A 25,145-nucleotide genomic window follows, 5' to 3' on the forward strand; every position below is an offset into this window, starting at 1 on the left:
TCCAAAGTTGTTTCACAGAGAGAACCTGTGTCCCAGCTTTGGACGTTGGACATTAAACTTTGAACACAAACGAATGACACCCATTCACGCAACGACCGTTGTTGGTATCCGACACAACGGGCAAGTCGCCCTTGGCGCCGACGGACAGGCCACCATGGGCAACACCGTGGCTAAAAGCAACGTTAAGAAAATACGCCGGTTGGCAGGCGGTAAGGTATTGGCCGGTTTTGCGGGATCGACCGCCGATGCCTTTACGCTCATCGAGCGGTTCGAGGAAAAGCTGAGCAACTACAACAACAACCTGCGCCGGGCGGCTATCGAGCTGGCCAAGGACTGGCGGACTGACCGGTTTCTGCGAAAGCTGGAAGCCATGATGATTGTCGCTTCGGCCGATGACCTGCTCATTATTTCTGGTACGGGCGATGTGCTCGAACCGGATCACGACGTGGCCGCCATCGGGTCGGGTGGCGTATATGCACAGTCGGCAGCGCTGGCGCTCAAAAAACACGCTGCGCATCTAAATGCCGTCGATATGGTGAGTGAGAGTCTGCACATTGCTGCCGACATTTGCATTTATACAAATCATAATCTGATCGTTGAGCAACTAGGTAGTTAGTAACCGGCGGAAGTTGGTAACAGTACGCCTGCTCAACAATACTCAACGCGTCTGATCATCAGCTCTCCTTAATGCGTTTCATTTCCGCACTCAGCCAGCAGCTTAAAAACCGCCGGATTGCCGTAGGCTTTGTGGTGGCGGTGCTGTTGGTCGGGTTCGGATTTGCGATGTCGGTGCATAGTTACAACCGGTCGCAGCGGGATAACCAGAACATTACCCACTCGTTTCAGGTCCTGAATCGGCTGGAGGATATTCTGTCGCTGACCAAAGACGTGGAGACCGCCGTGCGGGGGTACCTGGGGTCCAACGACCGGGTCTTTCTGGCCCCCTATTACTCGGCCTACCCCCGAATACCCGGCCAACTGGATGCCCTGCGAAAGCTCTACGGCAGTGATTCGGCAAAACTCAAAAGCGTCGACACACTGGAATACCTCGTTGGGCGCAAATTGGCCATCGCCCGGAAACAGATTTGGCTGACGGCCCAAAACGACATGACCGTCCGGCGTGAGCACCTGCTGATCGGGAAGCTGCGGATGGACAAGGTACGGGCGCACGCGGGCAAGATGATTGCCTCGGAGCAGCGGCTGATGGAGCAGCGGAGTGTGCTGGCGCGGGCGTCGTTTGGCAACACGCTGGTTATCATTTTTGCGCTGTCGATGCTGACGTTCATCGCGTTGGTTACGCTGTATCGGCTGCTCGATAACGAACTGCGGCAGCGGGCCGAAAACGAGGCGCAACTGCGCGCTTATGAACAGCAATTGCAGGAGAAAATCCAGCAGCTGGAAACCTCGAATCAGGAATTGGAACGGATGGCCTTTGTGGCCAGTCACGACATGCAGGAGCCGCTCCGGAAGATTCGGGCGTTTGGCGACCTGCTCACCCAACGGTTTAGCCCATCGCTGGAAGACGACGGACGAATGTTTCTGAGCAAGATCATCACCTCTGCCGATCGGATGTCGATGCTGATTCGCGACCTGCTGAACTTCTCCCGCTTGACGAGCCGCCGTGATCTGTTTGTGCCCGTAACCCTCAATGAATTGGTCGACAAGGTGATAGGCGACCTGGAACTACCCATCCAGGAAACAAACGCCACCGTTAGCCGGGGTGAGCTACCCATCATCGACGCGGCTACCCTGCAACTGGAACAGCTGTTTCTCAACCTCATCACCAACGCGCTGAAATACGTGCAGCCCGGTGTGGCCCCCCAGGTACGTATCGAGGCTGAGGTTACCGACAGCGCGCTTCATCCGGGCCTGGTGTTTGGCGAACGGTACGTTCGGCTCACGATTCGTGACAACGGCATCGGGTTCGACGAAAAATACCTCGACCGGATTTTCGACATCTTCCAGCGGCTGCACAACAAAACGAATTACGAAGGCACCGGCATCGGGCTGGCTATCTGCAAACGGGTCGTCACCTACCACAATGGCTACATCACGGCCCAAAGCCAGGAAGGTGTTGGTACGACGTTTATCGTCCTGCTGCCCGAAAAGCAGCCTAAAGCGGCTCCCGATCTGCCGCACGCCAAACTGCTGTTACACTAACGCTACAGCCCCGTCAGCAACACAAACAACCGCTCGATCTGGGGGGTGAGGGCGGCGTATTTGCCTTCCTGGTATTTGTTGATCATGAGCGAGAAGCTCATCAGGCTCCCGTCTTTGGCCGTGAAATAGCCCGCGTAGGCCCGGACGCCCTCGATGGTGCCGCTTTTGGCCCGCACGTTGCCGGCCGCTTTGGTGCCTTTGGCCAGCCCACGTACCGTGCCGCTCTGCCCCACCACCGGAATGCTGGCATAGAAGGCTGGGTACGTTCCCTCGCGGGTCATGGCCATCAGAAAGCTCGTCATGTTGTCGGCGGTCATCGCCCCCACCGTCGAGAGGCCGCTGCCGTCGCGCGGGCGGAAACCATCCAGATTGACACCCTTGGCCTGCCAGTAGCCCGTAACGGCCGACACCGACTCGGGCCAGGTAGTAGGCCGCTGTTTGATCTGCCGCGCCGCCGACCGCAGCAGCGCTTCGGCGTAGAGGTTAATGCTCTGGAAATTAGTCTCGCGGACCAGATCGCTGAGCGGTGGCGACGTGTACCGATACACTTCCGTGCGGCTGGCAGTTGTTGCCGATGTGCTGCCCGTTGCCGACACAAACGGCCCCGGTGTATAGGCGACGGGCGTGGAGACGGGTTGGGCCGCCGTATTGGCCGCCAGTAGTTCCGCAGGCAACGTACCCAGGCGGTAGGAGGTAGGCGTACCCGACACGCGGATGCTGTCGCGCCGGAGTTGCTCGGTCAGCGCATAAGCCACGAAGTAAGCGGGGTCGGGCATGGCGCCTTTCACGGCAAACTCAGGTACTGCCCCGGATAGGTTGGGTGGCACCGTGCCTTCGAGCGTCGCCGTATTCTGGAACGGTACGCCGTAGATATCGACCTCGTCGCCAGAGCCAGCGGGGCCCGTGGATACGCGGTTGTTCAGGCTGAGGTAGGGGAGGGCGGGGTCGGTGCGCAGGACGGGGGCCGGTGCGTCGACCGTAGTCCCCGGCTTGAATACCACCCGGTACAGGTTCTCGTTGAAGTTCAGCCCAAACAGGCCCGCTCCGTAATAATTGCCCAGATCGCCAAAGGGCCAGGTGTCGGGTATGGGCTGGCCGTCAAAAAAGCTGGCGTCGCCGATGATTGCGCCGTCGATGCGCCGGATCCCCGCCTGCCGCACCCGGTTCGACACGTCGCGCAGGAAGGCCACCCAGGCCGGGTAGCCCGTAAACCGACCGCTGGCCAGGGAGGGGTCACCGGTGCCGCGCAGGTACAGATTACCCGTCAGAACGCTGTCTTTGAGCGTGCCGTCGTATTCGAGAAAGGTGCTGTAGGTGAAGGTGCTGCCCAATGTAGCCAGGGCCGTACCCGTCGAAACGAGCTTCAGCGTGGAGGCGGTGGGGAGGCTACGGAACTCGTTTTGCCCAAAGACACACAACCCGTCGCTGATCCGCCGAACCGACAGGGCCACGGTCCCATTCTGCACCAGCGGCCCCCGTTGCAGGCTTTCGGCCCAGTCGCGCAGGCGTTGCAGCGCGGCGGAGTCGGGTGGGGGCAGGGTGTAGACCGCGCTGTTGGCCAGCTGGGGCGCCCGCCCCGCCAGCAGCGTAACGGCATCGGCGTGCAGGAAGTAACTGCTGAGCAGGCCCAGCAGCACGGGTAACAGACGGATCAGGGTAGACGAACGACGCAAAGTGAGGGGTTAGGCTGTATGGGCCTTTTTCGTAGCTTTGCAAAGCTAAGGGAATTTAGAATACCGTACCCGCGTTATCAAAAGGCCCTTTCCGGGCAAATAAGGCAAACCCGCCCCCTTATCCGACCCCATGAATAACTGCGCCGATCTGGCACATGGCAACCAATGGAACCATGCAATGCCTGAACGCGTCGGCCATGATCATATAGACGGTATAGACCACGCATGAAATTAACATTTTGGGGAGCCGCCCAGCAGGTAACGGGTAGTATGTACCTACTGGAACTGGACGAGGATTACCGGATCCTGATCGACTGTGGGTCTGATCTGGAACGGTCTACTAACGGCCAAACTCCCCCCATTGACCAACCTACTACTGGCTTCTTCCCATTCGAAGCTTCCAGTATCAATGTGGTGCTGCTCACACACGCACACATCGACCACTCTGGCAATCTGCCCAACCTCTATCGCGAGGGCTATGAAGGCCAGATTCTCTGCACCGAACCTACCTATGCGCTGACCAATATTCTGTTGCAGGATGCGGCCTCGCTCAACAGCAAACGCATCAACGAACTTAACGGTAGCAAGAAGAAGCGGGTACGCGACAAGCAATCGCAGATGCTGAAAGACCTGTTTCTGGAAAAGCAGGTGCGCGAAAGCATGGAAAGCGTCGTGCCCATTCAGTTTGGCCGCAAATTCCGCCTCACCGATTCGTGCAGCGTCACCTTCATCCCGGCCGGGCACTTGCTTGGCGCGGCCCATATTGTGGTCGACGTTTTCGAGAACGGGCAGAAGAAAAGCATCTGCTTCTCGGGCGACATTGGCCGCAAGAACTACCCGCTCCTGGTCGATCCGGCTACGGTGCCTCCTGTCGACTACCTCGTCTGCGAATCGACCTACGGCAATCGCCTGCACGTCGATCAGATGAGCCCGGAAGATGCCCTCGCCGATGTGATCAAACGGACCTGCATCGACATCCCGGGGCGGCTTATCATCCCGTCGTTCTCGGTGGGACGTACCCAGTCGCTTCTGTACACGCTCAACCGGCTCTACACCGAGCGCGGCTTTCAGCCCATCAAGGTGTTTTCGGATAGCCCCATGGGCCTGGAAAGCACCAAGGTGTATCAGAAGAACATCCGGCAGTTGAGCAAGGAGGCGCGGGAGTTTTACGAAGAAAACGAGACAATCTTCGACTTCGACAACTTCGAATTCCTGGAGTCGACCAAAGCGAGTAAGGCCGTCAGCGATTACAACGAGCCGTGCATCATTATTTCGTCGTCGGGCATGGTGCAGGGCGGGCGCGTGGAATACCACGTAGCCGCCAACATCGAAAACCCGTACTGCACAATCCTGATTATCGGATACTGCGCCGAAGGCACGCTCGGCTGGCGACTGCTCAATGGGCAGCCTACGCTGACGATCAAAGGCGAGGAGAAGCAGGTGATGGCCAACATCGAGCGCATCGACGTATTCAGTGGCCACGGCGACCGCGACGATCTGCTAAACTTCGTGCGGATGCAATCGCCCGAGCAGTTGAAGAATGTATTTTTGGTGCACGGAGAAACCAGCAGCATGGAGGCCTTCCGGGGCACGCTTGCCGAAGCTGGTTATACCCATGTTGAAATCCCCGCCAAGGGGCAGAGTTATGAACTTTAATTAGCGAAGGCTTAGAGCGTAGGGCTTGGGGGGTATCGTCCGTGGTTTATTCGTACACCCAAGCCCTACACCCCAAGCCCTACGCGCACTCTATGAGAACTTATCTCGACTTTGAGAAGCCGCTGGCTGATCTGGAAGGCCGGTTAGACGAACTGAAGCGGCTGGGTGAAACCAGCAAAGTGGATGTGACGGAAGCCATTGCGTCGCTGGAAGAAAGCATCGCCAAGCTGCGGGCCGAACTGTTTAACAACCTCACCCGCTGGCAGCGGGTGCAACTCTCGCGCCATCCCGACCGCCCCTACACGCTCGATTATATTGAGCGCATGTGCGATCAGTTTATCGAATTGCACGGCGACCGCACCGTGCGCGACGATCCGGCGATGGTGGGTGGTTTCGCCGAAATAGATGGCCAGACCATCATGATCATCGGGCAGCAGAAAGGGCGCAACACCAAGCAACGGCAGCAGCGGAATTTCGGCATGCCCAACCCCGAGGGCTACCGCAAGGCCCTGCGACTGATGAAAATGGCCGAGAAGTTCAACAAGCCCATCGTTACGCTGATCGATACGCCGGGTGCGTTTCCGGGCCTCGAAGCTGAAGAACGGGGACAGGGCGAGGCCATCGCCCGCAACCTCAAGGAAATGTTTATGCTGAAGGTGCCGGTGATCTGCATCGTCATCGGCGAAGGCGCTTCGGGCGGGGCGCTGGGCATTGCCATCGGCGACCGCGTGATGATGCTCGAAAACACCTGGTACTCGGTTATTTCCCCCGAAAACTGCTCGACGATCCTCTGGCGGAGCTGGAATTACAAAGAACAGGCGGCCGAAGCCATGAAGCTGACCGCTGCCGACATGCAATCGTTCCGCCTGGTCGACGGCATCATCGACGAACCTACGGGCGGCGCCCACGCCGACCACGCGGCGATGGCACAGATCCTTAAAGACACGATCCTCAACACCATCGCCGAACTCAACACCCTGACCGCCGACGAGCGTATCGATCAGCGCATCGAGAAATTCTGCTCGATGGGGGTGGTGATTGAGTAAACGTAGGTTGTAGGGTTTGTATTTACTGTAAACGGTTGGTTGACGCGCGATTTTGCTTCCGCGTCAGCCAACCGTTTACAGTAAATACAAACCCCCAAAACGAATCAATTTTCCCGCACCTCGCGGTTGCCCAATGCTTGGATGGGCCGATTGTTCTTCGGGTATTTCTGGGCGAATGCACCCTCCTGTCCGGCAGAAATAGCGACCGGGTTCTTGAAAATAAACCAGTCCTGCTGCTGGGTACAGCTTGCCGACATGGGCGAGTCAGCATAGGTGTAATAAGCCTTATTCTGGGGTAATAAATCGGCAGGGTTGATGCTGACGCCCGCCACCACGTTGGGTTGATCCTGCGTCGTGGGCAGGTTGGCGAGCACTTGTTGCAGAACGGCATTTTGTGGGCCATTCGTCAGAAAAACGCCTAGCACGATAATCGCGCCCGTTCGTTCATCCTGATTAACCAGATGCAACTCCATCGGAGCGGCCTTTCCGTTGAGGGTGTGCTCGCTGCCCCGGTGAACGTGAAACTGCTTCAGCAGGTACGTTACCCCATTATAGCTAATCGCGTTTTTGCCATCACCCAGCACCTCGATGGTGTGGCCGTCGTCGAGCACCTGCAAGGGCATCGACTGGTAACTAAACGTCAGCGCAGGCAGGCTCCCCTTCCGGGTTTCGGTCGTGTCGATGTCGATGGGCGACATTGCCTGTCCGGCGCAGGCCGGAGCCCCTTCCGATCGCCAGTTGGTTTGTTCGTAATTCCAGTCGGTAGGGGCGGGTGTTGCGTCGTCGGGTGCCGTTTTAGAGCAGCCCATAGCCGCGAGCAAAAGCAGCCCGACGGTGGCGGGGAAAATCCGGTTCATAACAGTTGAGTTCGTTGATCGCTATACTAGCTACGTCGAAATCAACCCTATTATTTCAATGGATTTAGTAACCGTTCCGTAAACAGGCCAAACCCGCCAGCCTAGCTCGTTAGTGCCAGCTTGATATGGGCGAGGTGATGTTGACCGTGCCACGCAACCATATCCAGCGCTGAAGCGAGCGAGACATTGAGCTGACGGAACGGGTGATAATAAGCCCGTTGCCGCTCGGTTTCGGGCAGGCGTTCAAACAGGTAGGCCAGGCGCGCATGCAGGCCTTCCAGGAGCGCCAGTGAGTAAGCGACCGGCGCGTCGTGACCGTCGGGCTGTTGGGCCCAATCGCCGACCGAACTCAGTATGCCAGGCACTACCTCGGGTTGTGTTAGCGCGTGTTTGATGCGGAAATAATGCCACTGATGCGTATCAGCGACATGGTGCACCACCTGCCGGATGGTCCAGCTTCCCGGCCGGTAGGTACGTTGCAGCGCCTCATCGGTCAGGGTTTCGGTCAGTTGGCGATACTGCCGCGGTAACTCGCGTAGCAGGGCGATGCGCTCGGTGATTTCAGCCGCGGAAAAGTCGGTTTGCCCGCTCCAGGGGCCAATGGGAAATTGACGGGGATCTGTCATGGGGAATGCGTAGAGCGGCAAGAATGCGTCGCCAACGCGGCGGCAATATACGGTCAGGCGTTTCCGCTGCCTACCCATTTTAAGCCGACAATGGCAACGGCCAACAGCCCGATGAAAAATAACTCGCCCGCCGACCACGGCGCCTTGTAGACAACTACGTCGGCTAGTTTGATAAAGATCAGCGTCAGGGCCGTCCAGATGCCAAAGGCTGTGGTGATGGGTACGTACCGGAAGGCCTGATTCAGAAAAAAGACGTTGACCAGCCCCGACACCACGTTGAGCAGCACCGGACCGACCACGGGCAGCGAGAACTGAAACGACGCCAGCGCTTTGAAATCAGCGAATTTGAGCGAAAATGTCCACACCGTCTGGCAGAGAGCCGCCAGCGCCAAAAACAACCAGGCCATGCGGGCAAATTAAGGGTGTAAAGGCAAGCCGACGCGGGAAGTTGTATTATCAAATCGTTTTACTTTTGCTTCATGTCGACCAATACCATCGCTACCCTGAACGCCGACTGGCAACAACAGTATCCAACGTACCTGAACGCGTTCCAGACAGGGCAACTGTCGTACGTGCCCAATCTGTTGCCGCAGATCGCTGTGCAGTTTTCGGTGTATCAGACGCTCGACATCCTGCAAAAACGGCTGGGAACCGATCTGCTGCGTCGTGCCCTCGACCCGCAGCAAACCATCGCCTCGCCCCGGCTGGGGCAGCCCAGTGGGCGGTGGCTGCGGCAGAGCAACATGGTCGGTGTCAACGTCAGAACCATCGGCTCGTTCTGGAACGTGGTCAACTACACCCTGACGCTGCCCGCTTGCCACGACAGTATCCACCTGCTGCCCATCTGGGAGCCCGGCGTGGTCGGTAGCCTCTACGGCATGGTGAGCTGGCAGATCAACCCGGAGTTTTACAGCGTCGACCTGGCCCGGTTTATCCCTACGCTCGACACCGTCGATAAGCAGCTCAAGGTGGTTACCAACCTGCTGCACGCGCTGGGCCGCACGGTGGGTATGGACGTGATTCCGCATACCGATCGGTTCTCCGAAATGGCCCTCATCCACCCCGCGCTGTTTGAGTGGGTCCACCGCGACGGGCACCGGCTCGTTGATCATAGCGAAAACGTATACCGCCACGTTGAAGAGGTGATCTGGCAGTTTTTACACCAGCACGGCACGGCCGATGGCAGCCCCATCACGTACTCGAAAAGCGTCTTTTTCTCCACGCAGATTCCGCTGTTGAGCGACGAGCAACGACACCTGATTCTGTTTGGTAGGCCGGGCGATTACAGCGGGCGGCTTCAGCGACGGCTCGACCTGATCAAACACCTGACCAACCAGGGTTTCGAAACCCTGCCCATGACCATGGCCCCGCCCTACCGGGGGCTGCATATTGTACCCGATGATTTCATCACCGACGAGTTTGGGCAGGTGTGGTATCAATACAGTTTCGATCAGCCGCAGCCGTTTTCGCGGGTGTTTGGGCCATTGGCGCGCTACAAATTCTACCACAGCCTGAACGACAACCGCGACTGGCAGCTTGATTTTGGTCGCCCCAACCGCGCCGCCTGGGAGTACATTTGCCGGAAAGTGCACGCCTGCCAGCAGCAGTTCAATTTCGATTTCATGCGGGGCGATATGGCCCACGTGCAGCTACGGCCCGATGGCGTGCCCCCCACACCCGACACCTTCTACGACCCGCTGCGGACGATCAAACACTACGTGCAGCAGCAGGGGACCCCGCACTTCGGCTTCTTTGCCGAGACCTTTCTGGCCCCGCCCGATACCATGGCCTATGGCGATGAAGTGGCGCACCTGGAAGCCATCGACGCCGACAGCACGCTGGGCGATCTACAATCGATGGTGGTGGGGTCGGCGGTGTTCAACGAGCAGTTGGCAACGTACCTGACCCTGGCCGAGACGAAGTCCTTTTCGCCCAACTTCACGGTCATGACCGCCGACAAGGACGACCCCCGTTTCGATGAATTTTACCGCACGGGCAACACCTTTCGGTACTTTGTGAGCCTGTTTCTACCTCAGTTACCCAGCTACGTTGGGCTGGGTTTTGAGGTACGAAACAGGCACCTCGAGCGCGGTGCCAACGAAGAATACACCAAGCTCTACGTGTTCCGTATCAGCGACGAAAGCCAGACCGACAAAGTCACGCATGGGCCGTTCATGTGGGGGCAGGATGCCGGGCAGTTCACGGCTGTTCAATTAATCCGCTCGTTTGCCGAGGCCCACTGGTCCGATTTCGCCAATCAGCCGGTTGTGTGGCGGCAAAAGCCGGCAATTCATGAGGGCGTGGGCCTATCGCTGGCCTGGCAACTGGGTACGTTCCTGTTCACCGCAACCGTTGGCGACGTACCTGCGTACCTAGATGACGCCACAGCCACGGGTGAACTGCTGCTCGATGTGGATGAATGCCGGGTTTATCGGGTAAACGTATAGCTGTAAACATGGGTAGAGGCCGCAAATCGGCCACGTGTTAGCTTATTTCCAAAGCCCGGAACAGTGGCTGAAGCTTATTTGTTAATTTTGTAAGATAAGTTCTTAAACAACGAGGAGGGCGTTTTGCGTTGCAGCCGCTCTCATTGGCAATCGCCGACTTAACATGAGCAAAGAAGTTGAACTCTTAGAGAGCATCACCAACGCCGAGTACAAGTACGGGTTTGAGACCCTAATTGAAGCGGATGAAGCTCCCAAAGGGCTGAACGAAGATATTGTACGCTTCATCTCCGCGAAGAAAAACGAACCCGAATGGCTGCTCGAGTGGCGCCTGAACGCGTTTCGCTTGTGGCAGACGATGGAGGAACCGCATTGGCCGAACGTCAAATACCCGAGAATCGATTACCAGGACATCAAGTACTACTCGGCACCGAAGCAGCAGAAGACGGTTGGTTCGCTCGACGAAATCGACCCCGAACTGCGCCGGACGTTTGAGCGGCTGGGTATTTCGCTGTCGGAACAGAAGCGCCTTTCCGGGGTGATCGACGAACCCGTCGATGCGAATGGTAACCCTATCGAGCGCCCGCAGGTGGCCGTCGACGCCGTGATGGACTCGGTATCGGTCGCTACGACGTTCAAAAAGGAACTGGCCGCCAAAGGCATTATTTTCTCGTCGATTTCGGAAGCCGTTCACGAGCATCCCGAACTGGTGAAGAAATACCTCGGCTCGGTGATTCCGGCGAAAGACAACTACTTCGCCGCGCTCAACGCCGCCGTTTTCTCGGATGGTTCGTTCTGCTACATCCCCAAAGGAGTACGTTGCCCGATGGAACTGTCGACCTACTTCCGCATCAACGCGGCGGGCACGGGGCAGTTTGAACGGACGCTGATCGTGGCCGACGAAGGCAGCTACGTAAGTTACCTCGAAGGGTGTACGGCCCCCATGCGCGACGAAAATCAGCTTCACGCCGCCTGCGTTGAACTGATCGCGCAGGACAATGCCGAAATCAAGTACTCGACGGTGCAGAACTGGTACCCCGGCGACAAAGAAGGCCGTGGCGGTATCTACAACTTCGTGACCAAGCGCGGTATTTGTGGCACCAACGCCAAAATATCGTGGACGCAGGTTGAAACCGGCTCGTCGATCACCTGGAAGTACCCTTCGGTGATTCTAAAAGGCGACAATTCGATCGGTGAGTTCTATTCGGTGGCTGTTACCAACAACATGCAGCAGGCTGATACGGGTACCAAAATGATCCACATCGGCAAGAACACCAAGAGCCGGATCGTGTCGAAAGGGATTTCGGCGGGTAAAAGCCAAAACTCGTACCGGGGTTTGGTGGAAGTGATGAAACGCGCCGAAGGAGCCCGCAACTTCTCCCAGTGCGACTCGCTGTTGCTGGGCGATAAGTGCGGTGCGCATACGTTCCCGTACATCGAGGTGAAAAACCCCACCGCCACCGTCGAGCACGAAGCCACAACCTCGAAGATTGGTGAAGATCAATTATTCTACTGCAATCAGCGTGGTATCCCCACTGAGCAGGCGGTTGCGTTGATCATCAACGGCTACGCTAAAGAAGTGCTCAACCAGCTCCCGATGGAGTTTGCCGTTGAAGCCCAGAAGCTGCTCGAAATCAGCCTCGAAGGATCAGTTGGATAGATCGGGCATACATTTGGTTATATTGAAGCCCCTGCAAATTTGCAGGGGCTTTTTATTTAACACTTCTGCATGCAGATGATACTAGGCCTTGACGATTGGGAAATTCCAGCTGATACGGAACCGGATCAAGTAGCGGTTGAAATCAGCGTTAGTATCGATAACGACACGGTTGCATTAAGGAAGATAAGGGATCCTGAACAGCGTAGAGAAGAGGCCGAATACCAGCGCAACCTTGTGGCCAGGCAATTAATTACTGACTGTCGAATTGAAGTGTACGTTATACAGCGTAAGGGATATCAGGTTGACATGACGACGACGCTAGCGCAACTCGATCGCATTGCTGCCTATCCCGGCGTGAACCATGTAATCGTACGTCGAACGTCTCCAGGGCGAAGGCGAAAAATTCGTAAGCCCGTGACTTATTGGTGCCTGAAACTACAGTTCATCATCCAGATTGAAGGGCGGAAACAAGGCTTGACAAGCGTTGATGAGCAACTCGTACTGGTGAAAGCGAAGACTAGAGAAATTGCGGAGGAACGGTAAGAGCTTACGCAGCTGACTATGAAACACCTTACATGAACAGTGACGGTCATTGGGTACGTTGGAAGTTTCACGGTATTCAGGATGTTTACGAACCCAGCGTACAAAAACCGTTATTTGTCGATGGCCCCGTGGAGCTTTTTTCGTCATTTCAACGCCGTCGAATGAAGCCTAGTGATTACTGGGATGGACAGTGGTGAGCACTCAAAGTTGATGTGTTCCTTAAATTTGTTGTAGTTTCCAGTTGTACTGAATCTCGCGCGCTCACTTTCTTTTGCGGCTGATGTTGCCTTTAGTTATCACGACGATAATGCTGGTGTACTCGATTCCGCATTTGCGAAAACAGGAGTACTATATCCGAATACCCACCGGCGACTACGGCATCTAGAAATTGGCACTGTACCAGTATTGATGAACCTAAAACCGTTCAGGCGCGCTAGATTAGTACCATCTCGTTATGCTATTCAGCTTTACGGCAACACCCGACTTTGATTTCATGACGTACTTTGCCCGGCACATCCAGGCAACGGTACAGCATGGGCTGCTCGTGATACCTGATTCGCTAGGGCAGGGATACATCCGTAAAGTAACCTTCGGGCAGGATTTCAAGATTACGATACACCGTTACGTGCTCAAGGAGGATTTCGTCCTCAAACGCACTGCCTCCGGGCAGGGAAACGACCTGATCACCCTCTTTTTTTACAGCAACGAGCAAGCCCTCGAGATCGCCTATAATGATGATCCGCAGGTGCTGTTCTCGCAGCGTGATGAGTCGGCCATTCAGGTGACGTCCAACGACCTCAGCTCGACCATTCGTTTCCCCGCCCATCAACAGATTCACTATGTGGTGGTGGCCATAACGCCCGCCCGGTTAACCGAACTGCTGGCTGTCAGCGAGCCTAACTCGGTCCTGCAAACCATTACCGGTAGTGGCAATTCCTTTCTGTTCTTCGAGCGTATGGAAGCGCAGACCAAGTTACTGCTGAAGAACCTGGCCGCCGTCGACATGACGGATCGCCTGAGTCAGTTCTACATGCAGATCAAGGTACAGGAATTGCTCTACCTGGTTTTTCACAAATTGTCGTTGCGGGAAAACACGGCCCACCAAACCATCAACAGCGCCGATGTGGAGCGCCTTTTGCACATACGCAATGAGGTCATCCGCGACCTGAGCGTCCCGCCTGTCATCCGCGACCTGGCGCAGGTAGCTGCTATGAGTGAGACCAAGCTCAAGCAGCTTTTCAAGCAAACGTTTGGCGCCACGATCTACAATTATTACCAGCAGGCCCGGATGGAAGAAGCCGCCTTTCTGCTGAAACAAGGCAAACATGCTGTCGGTGAGGTAGGCTACGAGCTGGGCTTTTCCAACCTGAGCCATTTCAGCCGGGTGTTCGAGAAGCATTACGGGCTCAACCCCAAGCGGTACTCGTATTCGTAGCGGGCTGCTTACCCCAGGTAGTCGGGCGGGAAGACCTGTTGCCCGTGTTTTTCGGCAATTCCCTGGAGTCGTTTTATGGTAGGCGCATCCAGCACGGGCGGGGGCAAAAACTGCCCGTGCGCAACGGGTTGGCCAATTTCCTCGAACAACATTTCCAGGCCGGCCGGTACCACCGTGCACAACAGATGCGCCGTTTGGTTGGTCTTGTTCTTGAAGCCGTGCACCACGCCCCCTTTGGGGATGGTGATAAATGACCCTTTGGTCGCTACGTAGTTGCCAAGCTCGGATTTGACGTCAATTTCGCCGTCGATCACGTAAAACGATTCGTCAAAATCCGCATGAGCATGTGGTCCGGGGCCGCCGCCGGGTGGAACGAGCATGTCAATGGTGGCGAACGCGCCCGCGGTATCGTTACCGCTAACCAGAATTCGGTACGTGCTACCGCCTACCGAAACACTCTCGCCTGCGCCGGGGCCTATCGTGATAGGCTGCTTTTTTTGAGTTTCCATTGTGATTTGAGTTAATCAGGCCACAAAGTTCAGGCAGGCTTCTAGCGAAAAATATTCCGATAAGACCGGAAATCAGTCGTATCGGACAAGCCGGTTCTGGTAGCTTATAAGGACTAACCGCGTTCATATATCCGGTGAGTATCTGGATTCGCCTGGCCAGTCGGATACGACTATTTTTCTGACTTTTTGCGCTATTTCTGCCTTACAAAAGCGTTCACCTTTGCTGCGTAATCAATAAAACACACGGCAATGAGACAAGTAATGTATAGCCAATTTGGCGATGAAAGCGTGCTCCAACTGACCGAGCAGGCAGTACCCAGTATCGAGAAAGATCAACTGCTGATCCGGGTAAAAGCAGTTTCCATCAACCCACTGGATTGGAAAGTATATGGCGGCGAAATGACATTGATGTCGGGGTCCAAATTTCCGAAATCGGTAGGCATCGATTTCGCGGGTCTGGTCGAACAAACTGGCAGCGCGATCACGCAGTATACGGTTGGTGACCCGGTCATGGGCTTACTAGACGCCTTCAAAGGCGGGGCCCTGGCCGATTATATTGTTGTAAAAGCGACCGATGTGGCACCGAAACCGGCAAATACCTCCTTTGAGCAGGCCGCCGCCCTGCCTGTAACCGGGCTATCGGCCATCCAGATCATTGATCAACTGGCTGCCGTCAAGGCTAATCAGGAGGTGTTGATCAACGGCGCTACCGGCGGGGTTGGCGTATTTGCCGTGCAGATCGCCAAAAAACGCGGCGCCAGGGTCACGGCGGTTGTCAGCACGAAAGGCGTTGCGGCGGTAACGGCATGGGGGGCGGACACCGTAATCGACTATACGAAGCAGCGCCTCGACCAGCTAAATCAGCGGTTCGACGTGGTTATCGACCTGTCTACGAAGCTTCCCTTCGCGGAGGCCAAGCGCCTGATGAAACCCCGGGCCGTTTTTGTCAGCACGCTTCCTTCGCCAGTGTCGTTGCTGTCTTCGTTTGTCAACAACCTGTTTTCCGGGAAAAAACACAAGATTCTGATCTTGAAACCCACCGCTACCGGTTTTTCTACGCTCACGAAGCTGGCTGAAGACGGCCTACAGATTGTGCTGGACAAGACCTACGCACTCGCCAACGTTCAGGAAGCCTACAGGGAAGCTCGTCGGGGTAAAGGGATTGGGAAATCGGTGATTGTTATGGACTAAAGCCAGCCTCGCGGCTGGAAACCGCCTGTAATTTACCATCAATTGACTGCGTCGCGCTTTGTGTAAATCCGCGTGAAGGCTTCGGTCGGGATTTTGTCGAACTCGCCGGCTACCAGGTGCGGGTTCAGTTCGTAGGTGACCACGTCGGGCCGGTCGTCAGGCGATTCGCCGAAGAGGTCGCGTTCCATCGGGGCCGAATACTGCTTTTTTACCCAGATAAGGCGTTGATCGGGCGTTTTGCCCCAGGCCCGGTTGTCGCCCAGTACCAGTTGAATACGCCGCCAGTCGTCGTAGAAGTATTCCTGCAACAGCGGAATCAGTTTGTCGCGGAACGTGAGGCAGAGGTCGTCGTGGGTCTGAACGCCCAGCAGGTAAGCGTGGCCGATGAGGTGGTCGCGGTCAAAGAGGTATTCAATACGCTCGTTCATCGTGCGCAGCAACGTACCCAGCTCGACGCCTGCCTCCAACGTACCTGGATTTGCCGACGTACCGGGCTGCGTGCCGCCCAACCCGTCATACTGTGGCCCCATCTCCCGGAAATTGAACCGGCGGCGGAGGGCAATATCGAGCAGGGCGATGCTGCGGTCGGCGGTGTTCATGGTGCCGATGATGTGCAGGTTGAGTGGAATACCAAAGCGTTCCTGCGAATAAGGGAGCGTCAGCCACAGCTCGTCGGGGGCGCCGAGGCGTTTGGCGTCTTCCAGCAGGGCAATCAGGTCGCCCAGCACCTTGGCGATATTGGCCCGGTTAATTTCGTCGATCAGCAGCACCTGCGTAGGGGCGTTGGCCAGTCGGCGTTGCCGCTGTTCGGGCTGATCGTTGAGGCAATCGGCCAGCGTGGCATAGCCCGCCAGTTGGACGGCCGACACGCAGGCTTTGTAGAAAATGCCTTTTCTGACTTTGTACGTTACCTGGTTACCCACGGCTTCGGGCCGGATTCCCTCCACAAATTCTTCGTAGCCATACGACGGGTGAAACGTCACCACGTCGGTGGGGTAGGGCTGAGCCAGTTGCCGAGCCAGGTACGTCTTGCCCGTGCCCGGCGGGCCGTACAGAATGAGGTTTTTGGGAAACGTGGGCTTGTTGGCGACGTACCCGGCTTCGGCCTCGGCCACTTCGGCGGGCGCGGTAGCCGTGCGGATGGCGTCGTAGGAAAGGTCCGGATTGTCGGCCAGCCGCAGTAGATCGCTCAGGAAGCCTTCATTTTCGGCCGCCTCATAAATGTCGGTATTGTGCCGGGCGACGTGCGGGCCGCGTTTGGGGGTTTCGAGCAGTTCGAGCAGGCAGTCTTCCCAGCAGCGGCGCAGCGTCTGATGGTGGAGCAAATGCGCACTCGACTGCCCCACAATCACCGAGACATAATCGGCTTTTTCGGTAATGGGCGCCACGTCGATCTCGGTCAGTTTTTTGAGCTTGTCCTGATCGGACCGTTTGATGGTGAGCCAGTATTCGGCCTCGCCGGTGCGGGGTTTGTGCAGCCGCAACGCCAGAAAGAAATTGACATCGGCCGAAATGGATTTCCGGTCTTTCCGCACCGAAAACGCCAGCCGGGGGTCGCCGTTGGGCAGGTTGACAATGTCGATGAGTTCTTTCAACAACGCGAAAAAACGCCGGACGGCCTCGGGTTGGCCAATGTCGCGGATGCGGTCGATCAGGGTTTGGGAAGGGCGTTCAGCAATCATTGTAGTGACTTAAAGATACAAAATTTTGGCAAAGCCTGCCTGAAAACCCTACCTATGTCTAGCTAAGCCGATAAAGTGCAGAACTAAACTCATCAGCTTTTGCCATGCGCAGCACGTCAGTGACAGGTACACTGCTCTTAATCGTCGGATTACTAGGTAGCCTCTTGCCGGGAGAGGTCCTGGCTCAAAAGGGAGTCAAAATTAGTCTACCCCCGGCGAAGGTCGCCGATAACGATCCCCAGCGGCTCTTTTATATCGATTCGGTTTACACTACGTTTCCGGATACGGCAGCTATCGGTACCGTATACCGGCCCATGCTCGGTGATATGCAGCCGGCCTACCTGAAAAATGGTGTGTCAAAAGGCATTGAGCAGTGGCTCTTCACCCACTTTCCCAGCTTCAGACCCACACAGCGGTCTGTTCACTTGCGGATTGATCAACTCACATACCTGGAAGACCCCACGCAGGGCTATGAACTGGAAGCCGAGCTGACGTTTTTCCAGCAGGATAGTGCCCGCCGGTACGTTCCGTTCTACAAAGCGACCATCGAAACCGCCACGGGCGGCTTTGGCCGGGGTGGCAACATTGCCGAGCAACTGCTACGAGCGATCGGGCAGATGAATGCGTACCTCAATGATCCGGCTAAACGGCCCAACTACCTGGATGATCACGAGGAGGCGATGCGCAAGGCCGCCGTCGACATGAAGCTGGATACTGCCCGCTATGCCGCCGAACTGACTCCGGAGGATAATTTACTCACGTGCAAACAGAAACGGGAAGGAATTTACCTGAACGAAGAGGACCTGATCCGGAACCGGCCCGCCCTGATCGGGGCGCTTGAAACCGTTTCCCGCAAAGAAACGACTAGCCTGATTCGACCTGATAAACGACGCAGCCGGTATCGTTTTTTGGGTTTCTGTTCGGCGGGTGAGCTCTACATCAACACGAGCCAGTATGGTGGAAATCGGGCGGTATACACCCGGGTGCTGGACGTTGGCCCCTACCTGCTGTGGCGGGGCAACTACGTGACTATGTCTGAGCGGTCTACCAACGCCGCTGCCGTTGGGGCGGCCGGACTCGTAGGTGGGCTGATTGCCGCTGCCGCCACCAATTACCGCGACTGCATCGCTATCGACACCCGAACGGGTAAACTAATGCAGGTTACGCCCGAGGTGCTCCGGGCAATTCTGGCGGATACGCCCGCACTACTTGCCGAGTACGAAACCGCCGAAAAAGCTAAGAAATCGGACACGATTTACGAGTTCATGGTTCGTCACAATCAGGAGCTGAAGCTACAGGCGCAACGGTAACCGCCAGTAATTGGCTGAAACCCACCCCGGCATTGGGTAAAGCCGGGGTGGGTTTGTTATTTGTAGGTTAGTTACCCGCTTTTACTGGAACACCACTATGAATCGACTGTTACTTGCCTTTTTACTAGTATCATCGCTAGGCGTTCATTGCCAGTCGTTTACGGCATCGAACCTGCCGATTGTGCTGATCGATACGAAAGGAGCCGTCATTGCCGATGACCCGAAGATTGCCGCCACGATGCAGATCATCGACAACGGCGTGGGCAAAACCAATACCCTGACCGACAAGCCGACGTTCACCAGCAACATCGGCATCGAGCTCCGCGGGTCGTCGTCGCAACTGTTTCCCAAAAAAGCGTACGGGATCGAACTGCGCGACGCGACGGGCGAGAACTCGCTGGCGCAATCGGTGTTGGGGATGCCGTCGGAAAGCGACTGGGTGCTCAACGCCGTTTACAACGACAAAACGTTGATCCGCGAAGCGCTCACCTACGACTTCTACCGCAAGATGAGCAAGTATTACGCCTCGCGGTTTCGGTATTGCGAAGTCACGCTCAACGGGCAATACATGGGCATCTACCTGATGATGGAACGCCTCAAACGCGACAAAAACCGCGTCAATATCACCAGCATCAAGAAAACGGATATCTCGGGCGATGCCGTTACGGGCGGGTATATCCTGAAAATCGATAAGACCAGTGGTAGCTCGTCGCGGTCATGGCGGTCGCCGTATGGCGCGGGGCTGTTCAGGCGGGCGCTCGATATCCAGATTGACCGGCCAAAGCCTGAAGATCTAGCCGACGAGCAGTTTCAGTACATCAAAAAATACGTTACCGATTTCGAGGATGCCCTAAGCGGCCTCAACTACACCGATCCCACCAACGGCTGGCGGAAATTTGCCGACGAAGAGTCATTTATCGATTATTTGTTGTTGAGTGAAATTTGCAAGAACGTGGACGCCTACCGGCTAAGCGCGTATTTCTACAAAGACCGCGACAGCAAGAACCCCAAACTGGTGATGGGCCCCATCTGGGACTATAACCTTACTTACGGTAACGCCGAATACTGTGAAGGCAACAGTGTCAGGGGGTGGGCGTTCGATCATGACATTGTCTGCCCAGGCGACCAATTCCAACTTCCGTTCTGGTGGAAACGGATGCTCTCTGACCTGGCATTTGGCAAGAAAGTGAAAGAAAAGTACAAAGCGCTCCGGCAAACCGTGCTGACGCCGCAACGGCTGGGCGCGTTTGTCGATTCGACGGCCAACGTCCTCACCGACGCCCGCACCCGCAATTTCGTGAAGTGGCCGGTCATCGGTGTGTACGTCTGGCCAAACGCGTACGTTGGGCCGACGTACCAAAGTGAGGTCAACTTTCTGAAAGACTGGATCGGACAGCGGCTGGCCTGGATGGATGGCAACATCGAATCCTTCGGGCAATTGCCGCTGGCCACCGAACCCATAGCGGCATCGGTGGGGCCAAATCCGTCGGTGGGTGACGTGCTGGTGAGCTTACCCATGCCGCAAGCAGGCGACGTAACCCTGACGCTGACGACCACCGAAGGCCGGTCGGCCGGTACGTTCGTGTTCCCCAACCAGCCGTCAGGTACGTTCACGCATAAACTCAGTGCAGGCGCCTTCGGCGGTGCAGGCCCCTACGTGCTGCGCATCAACACACCGACCGGCCCCGTATCGAAAGTGTTGGTGCGGGAGTAGGGGAGAGGGGTAATGGGCAAGGGGCAGGGATGGCAGGGAAGTAAGCGTTGGTGACCTACTGTAAGCAACGTACCCAGCTACCCCTACTATCCCTGCCCTTCGCCCCCGCTCCCCGCCCTTTAACCTTTTTTAGCACCGCTCCCCTGACATTCTGTCAGCCCGTTGCGTAGATTCTTCGTACCTTTGCGGCTAAGAAGTACGCTATGGAACGCATTGCTGAATTGACCATCCTATCGGCCGACGACAAAGAAGCGGTCGATTTACCCCGCACCTCCGTTGATGAACTCGTCGACGGAAAGAAGCGGCTATACATTGAAAGTTACGGCTGTCAGATGAACTTCTCCGACTCGGAGATTGTGGCCGCCGTGATGCGCAACGCCGGGTTTGCCACAACCTCGACCGCCGAAGACGCCGACCTGATTTTCCTGAATACCTGCGCCATCCGCGACAACGCCGAGCAGAAGGTACGCAACCGGCTGAAGCAGCTCAACACGCTCAAGAAAAAGAAACCCGAGCTGATGGTAGGTATGCTGGGCTGTATGGCTGAGCGACTGAAAACCAAGCTATTGGAGGAAGAGAAAATCGTTGATATCGTGGCGGGCCCCGATGCCTACCGCGATATTCCGAAGCTGGTGGAAGAGGCCGAAACGGGACAGAAAGCGGTCAACGTGTTTCTGTCGCGCGAAGAAACCTACGCCGACATTGCGCCGATCCGGCTCAACTCCAACGGGGTTACGGCCTTCATCTCGATCATGCGGGGCTGCGACAATATGTGCAGTTTCTGCGTGGTACCCTTCACACGTGGCCGCGAACGCAGCCGCGATCCGCACAGCATCGTCCGCGAAGCCGAACAGCTCTTTGCCGATGGCTACAAGGAGGTTACGCTGCTGGGGCAGAACGTGGATAGCTATAAGTGGACGAGCGAGCAGGGCGAGTTTGTCAACTTTGCCAATCTGCTGGAACGCGTCGCGCTGATCAATCCCGATCTGCGAGTACGTTTCTCGACCTCGCACCCCAAGGACATCACCGACGAGGTGCTGCATACGATGGCGCGGTTTGATAACATCTGCAACTACATACACCTGCCGGCTCAAAGCGGCAACACCCGGATCTTGGAACTGATGAACCGGACCTACACGCGCGAGTGGTACATCGAGAAAATCGACCGTATCCGGGCTATTCTGGGCGACGACTGCGGCATTTCGCACGATATGATTTCGGGCTTCTGCACCGAAACCGAAGACGAGCACCGCGATACGCTGTCGCTGATGGAATATGCCCGCTACGACTACGGCTACATGTTTGCCTATTCGGAACGGCCCGGCACGATGGCAGCGAAAAAATACAAAGACGACGTACCTGAGGACGTGAAAAAGCGCCGCCTGAACGAGATTATCGCCCTGCAACAGCGCCTCTCGCTTGAGCGCAATCAACGCCATATCGGGCAGGTGCAGCGCGTGCTGGTGGAAGGCACCAGCAAACGGTCAGACGACGATCTGTTTGGCCGCAACGACCAGAACAAAGTGGTTGTGTTCCCTCGTGGGCAGCACCAGAAAGGCGACTACGTAAACGTACTGGTCACCGACTGCACGGCGGCCACGCTGCTGGGACAGGTGGTTTAAGTTTTTAGTTGGCTAGTTCTCCGTTTTCAGTTTCTGGTCGTTCTGCTGCGTACGGTTTTCTTGCCTGGCGGAGCCACTGAAAGCTGAAGACTGACGACTGAAAACGGTCATTGAATGGATAATCGGGAAATACAGTCTGTAAAGAATCGCTTCGGGATCATTGGCAATGCGCCCGCGCTGAACTACGCCATCAGCGTAGCCACGCAGGTCGCGTCGACGGACCTGACGGTGCTGATTACGGGCGAAAGCGGCAGCGGTAAAGAGTCGTTTTCAAAAATTATACATAGTCTGAGTGCCCGCAAACACGGTCAGTTCATTGCCATCAACTGCGGGGCGATCCCCGAAGGCACGATCGACTCGGAGCTGTTCGGGCACGAAAAAGGGTCGTTTACGGGGGCGGTTGATCAGCGCAAAGGCTATTTCGAGACCACCAACGGCGGCACCATCTTTCTGGACGAAATCGGGGAGATGCCCATGGGCACGCAGGCTCGTCTGTTGCGCGTGCTGGAGAACGGCGAGTTTATCCGGGTGGGGTCGTCGAAGGTGCAGAAAACCGACGTGCGTGTGGTGGCCGCTACCAACGTAAACCTGCTGGCGGCGGTTGAGAAAGGGCGTTTCCGGGAGGATTTGTACTACCGGCTCAACACCGTACCGATCTACGTACCACCCCTGCGCGAGCGCGGTACCGACATCGATCTGCTGTTTCGTAAGTTCACGACCGACTTTGCCGAGCGCTACCGCATTAACCCCGTGCAACTCACCGAGGATGCCAAACGCCGGTTGCTGACGTACCCGTTTCCGGGGAATATCCGTCAACTGAAAAATCTGGCCGAGCAGATTTCGATTCTCGAATCGGAGCAGAACCGGGCGATCGATGCCGAAACGCTGGCCAAATACCTGCCCCGGCCGCAAACCAACGTACCCACGATGGCCCTGACCGGCCCGGGCGCGGGTGGCCCCGAGACGTTCTCGGAGCGCGAACTACTCTACAAAGTGCTGTTCGACATGCGCCGCGACATGACGGAGCTGAAAAAACTGGTGCGCGACGTGCTCAGCAATGAAGCCTACGGGCCGCAGGTGCTGCACAAACACCGCGATCTGTTTGAGTCGGTCAGCCGAGAGGAGAGTGCTAACTATGGTGACCCTCAGCGCGAGCCCAACTATGCCCGGTTGTTGCCCGATGGCACCCGTACCAACGGCAACGTACCTGGCCACACCGACGTAGCCGACCTGTCGGATGAGTATGAGACGGAGTACGGCCACCCAGCGGTGCAGGTGATCGACGATACCGACCGCGACATCAACGAGACCACAGTTGAGGACGTGTCGCACGAAACCGAAGAAGACGATTCGCTGTCGCTGGAGAAGAAGGAGAAAGAGATGATTGTGAAGGCCTTACGCCGCAATAACAACAAACGCAAGTACGCGGCCCAGGCGCTCGGTATTTCGGAACGGACGCTGTACCGCAAAATCAAGCAATATGAGATTGATGAAGAGTAAGGGAATGAATGATGTAAAATGGATAATGTATAATGGATGGATGCTGCAAATGCGTCGACTACTCGCTGCATTGTGCATTATACATTGTGCATTATTCATTCAATCCTGCGGCGTGTATTCGTTTTCAGGAACGACGCTGTCGCCCGATATCAAGTCGGTGACGGTCAATAACTTCACGCTGCAAACGGCGGGTGGTCCGGCCAACCTGCCGCTCACCTTGACCGAAAAACTGAAGGAATATTACCAGCGCTATACCAACCTGAAGGTGCTGCCAACGGGCGGCGATATGGCCCTGGAAGGCACCATCACCGGTTACGACCTGATCCCGGTGGCACCCACTGCCAGCGATCAGGCTGGCCTCAACCGACTTCAGATCACGATTCAGGTACGTTTCACCAACACGAAAGACGACACCAAGAGCTTCGATCAGGCGTTTTCGTTTTACAAGGATTTTCCGCAGAACCAGACCCTAAGCCAAAACGAAGGCCGACTGGTGCCCGAAATTCTCGATCAGCTGGTACTCGACGTATTCAACAAAACCGCCGCCGACTGGTAGCCGGTTACCTAAAATTAATCTGAACCTGTCTGTAGCTTTCGGCCTAGTTGGTCGTAGATTCGCTAAACTGCTGACACCAATCCGTTCATGATGCCCATTGACAAAGAAACGTTTTCCTATTGGGTCACGCATCCTGAAGACCTGACAACCGCTGATTTTCAGCAGCTGCAGGAGAACCTCGACGCCTATCCCTATTGTCAGTCGCTGTATACCCTGGCGGCCAAAGCCGCCTCCATTCATCAAAAAGGGCAAACCGTACCATACGTGCGCCGGGCCGCGGCCTACGCGCTCAGCCGGAACGCCCTGCGTAAATTAATCGATAATGAATTTCAGTGGTCGACCAATCTGCTGCTGAAATTAAATGAATTAGCCTCGCGGCAGGTACCCATCCCCGACGACTACCAACACGAAAGCTACGCGCTGTTTCGCAACAAAGCGGTTGGTACCAACGGCTGGCAAATGCCGCTGATTCAAATGCCCCGCATTGCCTTTAACGAATCGGGTATGGTGGTCGATACGGCCTTCCGCCCACCCGTTGACGACCCTACGCTGGCCGAAGAAGCGATACAGGCCGATCTGGCCCTCGACGAACAACAGGCCCTGGAAGAAGACCAACAGCTGGCCCAACAGCGGCAGATCGACGAAGACCGCAAACGGCAGTTGGAGATTATCGAAAACTTTATCCGGAACGAACCCCGCATTGCACCCGTTCGCGGCCGGCTCGGCGAGCCCGCCGAACAGGAAGACCTCAGTCAGCGCAGCCAGCCCACGGCACTGGGTGGCGGGCTGGTCACCGAGAGTTTCGCCAAAATCCTCTGTCGGCAGGGGAAATACGACAAGGCCATCGAGATATATGAGAAGCTGGCCTTGAAAAATCCAGAAAAATCTGCGTATTTTGCGGCCAAAATCAGCGAATTGACAACAAGTCGGAACGAGGAACAGCCTGTGGCGAAACGCTGAC

At 56.3% G+C, this 25,145-nt stretch carries 21 protein-coding genes; 15 read left to right on the top strand and 6 right to left on the bottom strand.

Annotated elements, in window-relative coordinates:
- Positions 1–73: 73 nt before the first annotated feature.
- The gene (gene hslV, locus FAES_RS10550) at positions 74–616 is read left to right on the top strand and encodes an ATP-dependent protease subunit HslV (protein WP_015331197.1); all 543 of its coding nucleotides are present in this window, start codon (positions 74–76) and stop codon (positions 614–616) included.
- A 71-nt stretch (positions 617–687) separates the two neighbouring features.
- Complete coding sequence (locus tag FAES_RS10555) at positions 688–2,160, top strand: sensor histidine kinase (RefSeq protein ID WP_015331198.1); 1,473 nt, start codon at positions 688–690, stop codon at positions 2,158–2,160.
- A gap of 2 nt (positions 2,161–2,162) precedes the next feature.
- Here FAES_RS10555 and dacB read toward each other — a convergent pair whose 3' ends face one another.
- Entirely contained in the window at positions 2,163–3,833 is a 1,671-nt protein-coding gene (gene dacB / locus FAES_RS10560) for a D-alanyl-D-alanine carboxypeptidase/D-alanyl-D-alanine endopeptidase (protein WP_015331199.1), read from the bottom strand.
- Positions 3,834–4,058: 225 nt separating this feature from the next.
- On the opposite strand from dacB, the gene FAES_RS10565 reads away from it, so the two are divergent.
- Together FAES_RS10565 and FAES_RS10570 are read left to right on the top strand one after the other, a co-directional pair.
- Positions 4,059–5,489 (top strand): MBL fold metallo-hydrolase RNA specificity domain-containing protein, encoded by a 1,431-nt coding sequence (locus FAES_RS10565; RefSeq protein WP_015331200.1) that lies wholly within the window; start codon positions 4,059–4,061, stop codon positions 5,487–5,489.
- Between the two features lie 92 nt (positions 5,490–5,581).
- Positions 5,582–6,535, top strand: a complete 954-nt coding sequence (locus FAES_RS10570; RefSeq protein WP_015331201.1) for an acetyl-CoA carboxylase carboxyltransferase subunit alpha — start codon at positions 5,582–5,584, stop codon at positions 6,533–6,535.
- A 104-nt stretch (positions 6,536–6,639) separates the two neighbouring features.
- Here the strand turns inward: FAES_RS10570 and FAES_RS10575 are convergent, their stop codons facing one another.
- The 3 genes from FAES_RS10575 to FAES_RS10585 all read right to left on the bottom strand — a co-directional run bounded on the left by FAES_RS10575 (position 6,640) and on the right by FAES_RS10585 (position 8,425).
- Positions 6,640–7,392, bottom strand: a complete 753-nt coding sequence (locus tag FAES_RS10575; RefSeq protein ID WP_015331202.1) for a carbonic anhydrase — start codon at positions 7,390–7,392, stop codon at positions 6,640–6,642.
- A 101-nt stretch (positions 7,393–7,493) separates the two neighbouring features.
- Positions 7,494–8,018: a YfiT family bacillithiol transferase gene (locus FAES_RS10580; protein ID WP_041257752.1), complete on the bottom strand. Its 525-nt coding sequence runs from the start codon at positions 8,016–8,018 to the stop codon at positions 7,494–7,496.
- A gap of 53 nt (positions 8,019–8,071) precedes the next feature.
- Positions 8,072–8,425: a DMT family transporter gene (locus FAES_RS10585; protein ID WP_015331204.1), complete on the bottom strand. Its 354-nt coding sequence runs from the start codon at positions 8,423–8,425 to the stop codon at positions 8,072–8,074.
- A 72-nt stretch (positions 8,426–8,497) separates the two neighbouring features.
- Here FAES_RS10585 and FAES_RS10590 point away from each other — a divergent pair, with 72 nt between their 5' ends.
- The 4 genes from FAES_RS10590 (at position 8,498) to FAES_RS10605 (ending at position 14,100) form a co-directional block, all read left to right on the top strand.
- A complete protein-coding gene (locus FAES_RS10590; RefSeq protein WP_015331205.1) occupies positions 8,498–10,465 on the top strand; it encodes a hypothetical protein in 1,968 nt (655 codons plus the stop codon).
- 163 nt (positions 10,466–10,628) lie between these two features.
- Positions 10,629–12,122, top strand: a complete 1,494-nt coding sequence (gene sufB, locus FAES_RS10595; protein ID WP_015331206.1) for a Fe-S cluster assembly protein SufB — start codon at positions 10,629–10,631, stop codon at positions 12,120–12,122.
- A 69-nt stretch (positions 12,123–12,191) separates the two neighbouring features.
- Positions 12,192–12,665: a hypothetical protein gene (locus tag FAES_RS10600; RefSeq protein ID WP_041257753.1), complete on the top strand. Its 474-nt coding sequence runs from the start codon at positions 12,192–12,194 to the stop codon at positions 12,663–12,665.
- A 454-nt stretch (positions 12,666–13,119) separates the two neighbouring features.
- A complete protein-coding gene (locus FAES_RS10605) occupies positions 13,120–14,100 on the top strand; it encodes a helix-turn-helix domain-containing protein (RefSeq protein WP_015331209.1) in 981 nt (326 codons plus the stop codon).
- Positions 14,101–14,108: 8 nt separating this feature from the next.
- Here FAES_RS10605 and FAES_RS10610 read toward each other — a convergent pair whose 3' ends face one another.
- Positions 14,109–14,609, bottom strand: coding sequence for a cupin domain-containing protein (locus FAES_RS10610; RefSeq protein WP_015331210.1), 501 nt, complete (start codon positions 14,607–14,609; stop codon positions 14,109–14,111).
- Positions 14,610–14,858: 249 nt separating this feature from the next.
- On the opposite strand from FAES_RS10610, the gene FAES_RS10615 reads away from it, so the two are divergent.
- The gene (locus tag FAES_RS10615; RefSeq protein WP_015331211.1) at positions 14,859–15,800 is read left to right on the top strand and encodes an NAD(P)-dependent alcohol dehydrogenase; all 942 of its coding nucleotides are present in this window, start codon (positions 14,859–14,861) and stop codon (positions 15,798–15,800) included.
- 38 nt (positions 15,801–15,838) lie between these two features.
- Here FAES_RS10615 and FAES_RS10620 read toward each other — a convergent pair whose 3' ends face one another.
- Positions 15,839–17,482, bottom strand: coding sequence for an McrB family protein (locus FAES_RS10620; RefSeq protein ID WP_015331212.1), 1,644 nt, complete (start codon positions 17,480–17,482; stop codon positions 15,839–15,841).
- 104 nt (positions 17,483–17,586) lie between these two features.
- Here FAES_RS10620 and FAES_RS10625 point away from each other — a divergent pair, with 104 nt between their 5' ends.
- The 6 genes from FAES_RS10625 (at position 17,587) to FAES_RS10650 (ending at position 25,144) form a co-directional block, all read left to right on the top strand.
- Complete coding sequence (locus FAES_RS10625) at positions 17,587–18,792, top strand: DUF6563 family protein (RefSeq protein WP_015331213.1); 1,206 nt, start codon at positions 17,587–17,589, stop codon at positions 18,790–18,792.
- A 97-nt stretch (positions 18,793–18,889) separates the two neighbouring features.
- Entirely contained in the window at positions 18,890–20,506 is a 1,617-nt protein-coding gene (locus FAES_RS10630) for a CotH kinase family protein (protein WP_015331214.1), read from the top strand.
- A gap of 203 nt (positions 20,507–20,709) precedes the next feature.
- Positions 20,710–22,128, top strand: coding sequence for a tRNA (N6-isopentenyl adenosine(37)-C2)-methylthiotransferase MiaB (miaB, locus tag FAES_RS10635; RefSeq protein ID WP_015331215.1), 1,419 nt, complete (start codon positions 20,710–20,712; stop codon positions 22,126–22,128).
- 114 nt (positions 22,129–22,242) lie between these two features.
- The gene (locus FAES_RS10640) at positions 22,243–23,628 is read left to right on the top strand and encodes a sigma-54 interaction domain-containing protein (RefSeq protein WP_015331216.1); all 1,386 of its coding nucleotides are present in this window, start codon (positions 22,243–22,245) and stop codon (positions 23,626–23,628) included.
- 112 nt (positions 23,629–23,740) lie between these two features.
- Positions 23,741–24,184, top strand: a complete 444-nt coding sequence (gene lptE / locus FAES_RS10645) for an LPS assembly lipoprotein LptE (RefSeq protein WP_229364457.1) — start codon at positions 23,741–23,743, stop codon at positions 24,182–24,184.
- A gap of 87 nt (positions 24,185–24,271) precedes the next feature.
- A complete protein-coding gene (locus tag FAES_RS10650; RefSeq protein ID WP_015331218.1) occupies positions 24,272–25,144 on the top strand; it encodes a DUF8458 domain-containing protein in 873 nt (290 codons plus the stop codon).
- Position 25,145 lies beyond the last annotated feature (1 nt).

It is taken from the genome of Fibrella aestuarina BUZ 2, assembly GCF_000331105.1.
Taxonomy (GTDB): Bacteria; Bacteroidota; Bacteroidia; order Cytophagales; family Spirosomataceae; genus Fibrella; species Fibrella aestuarina.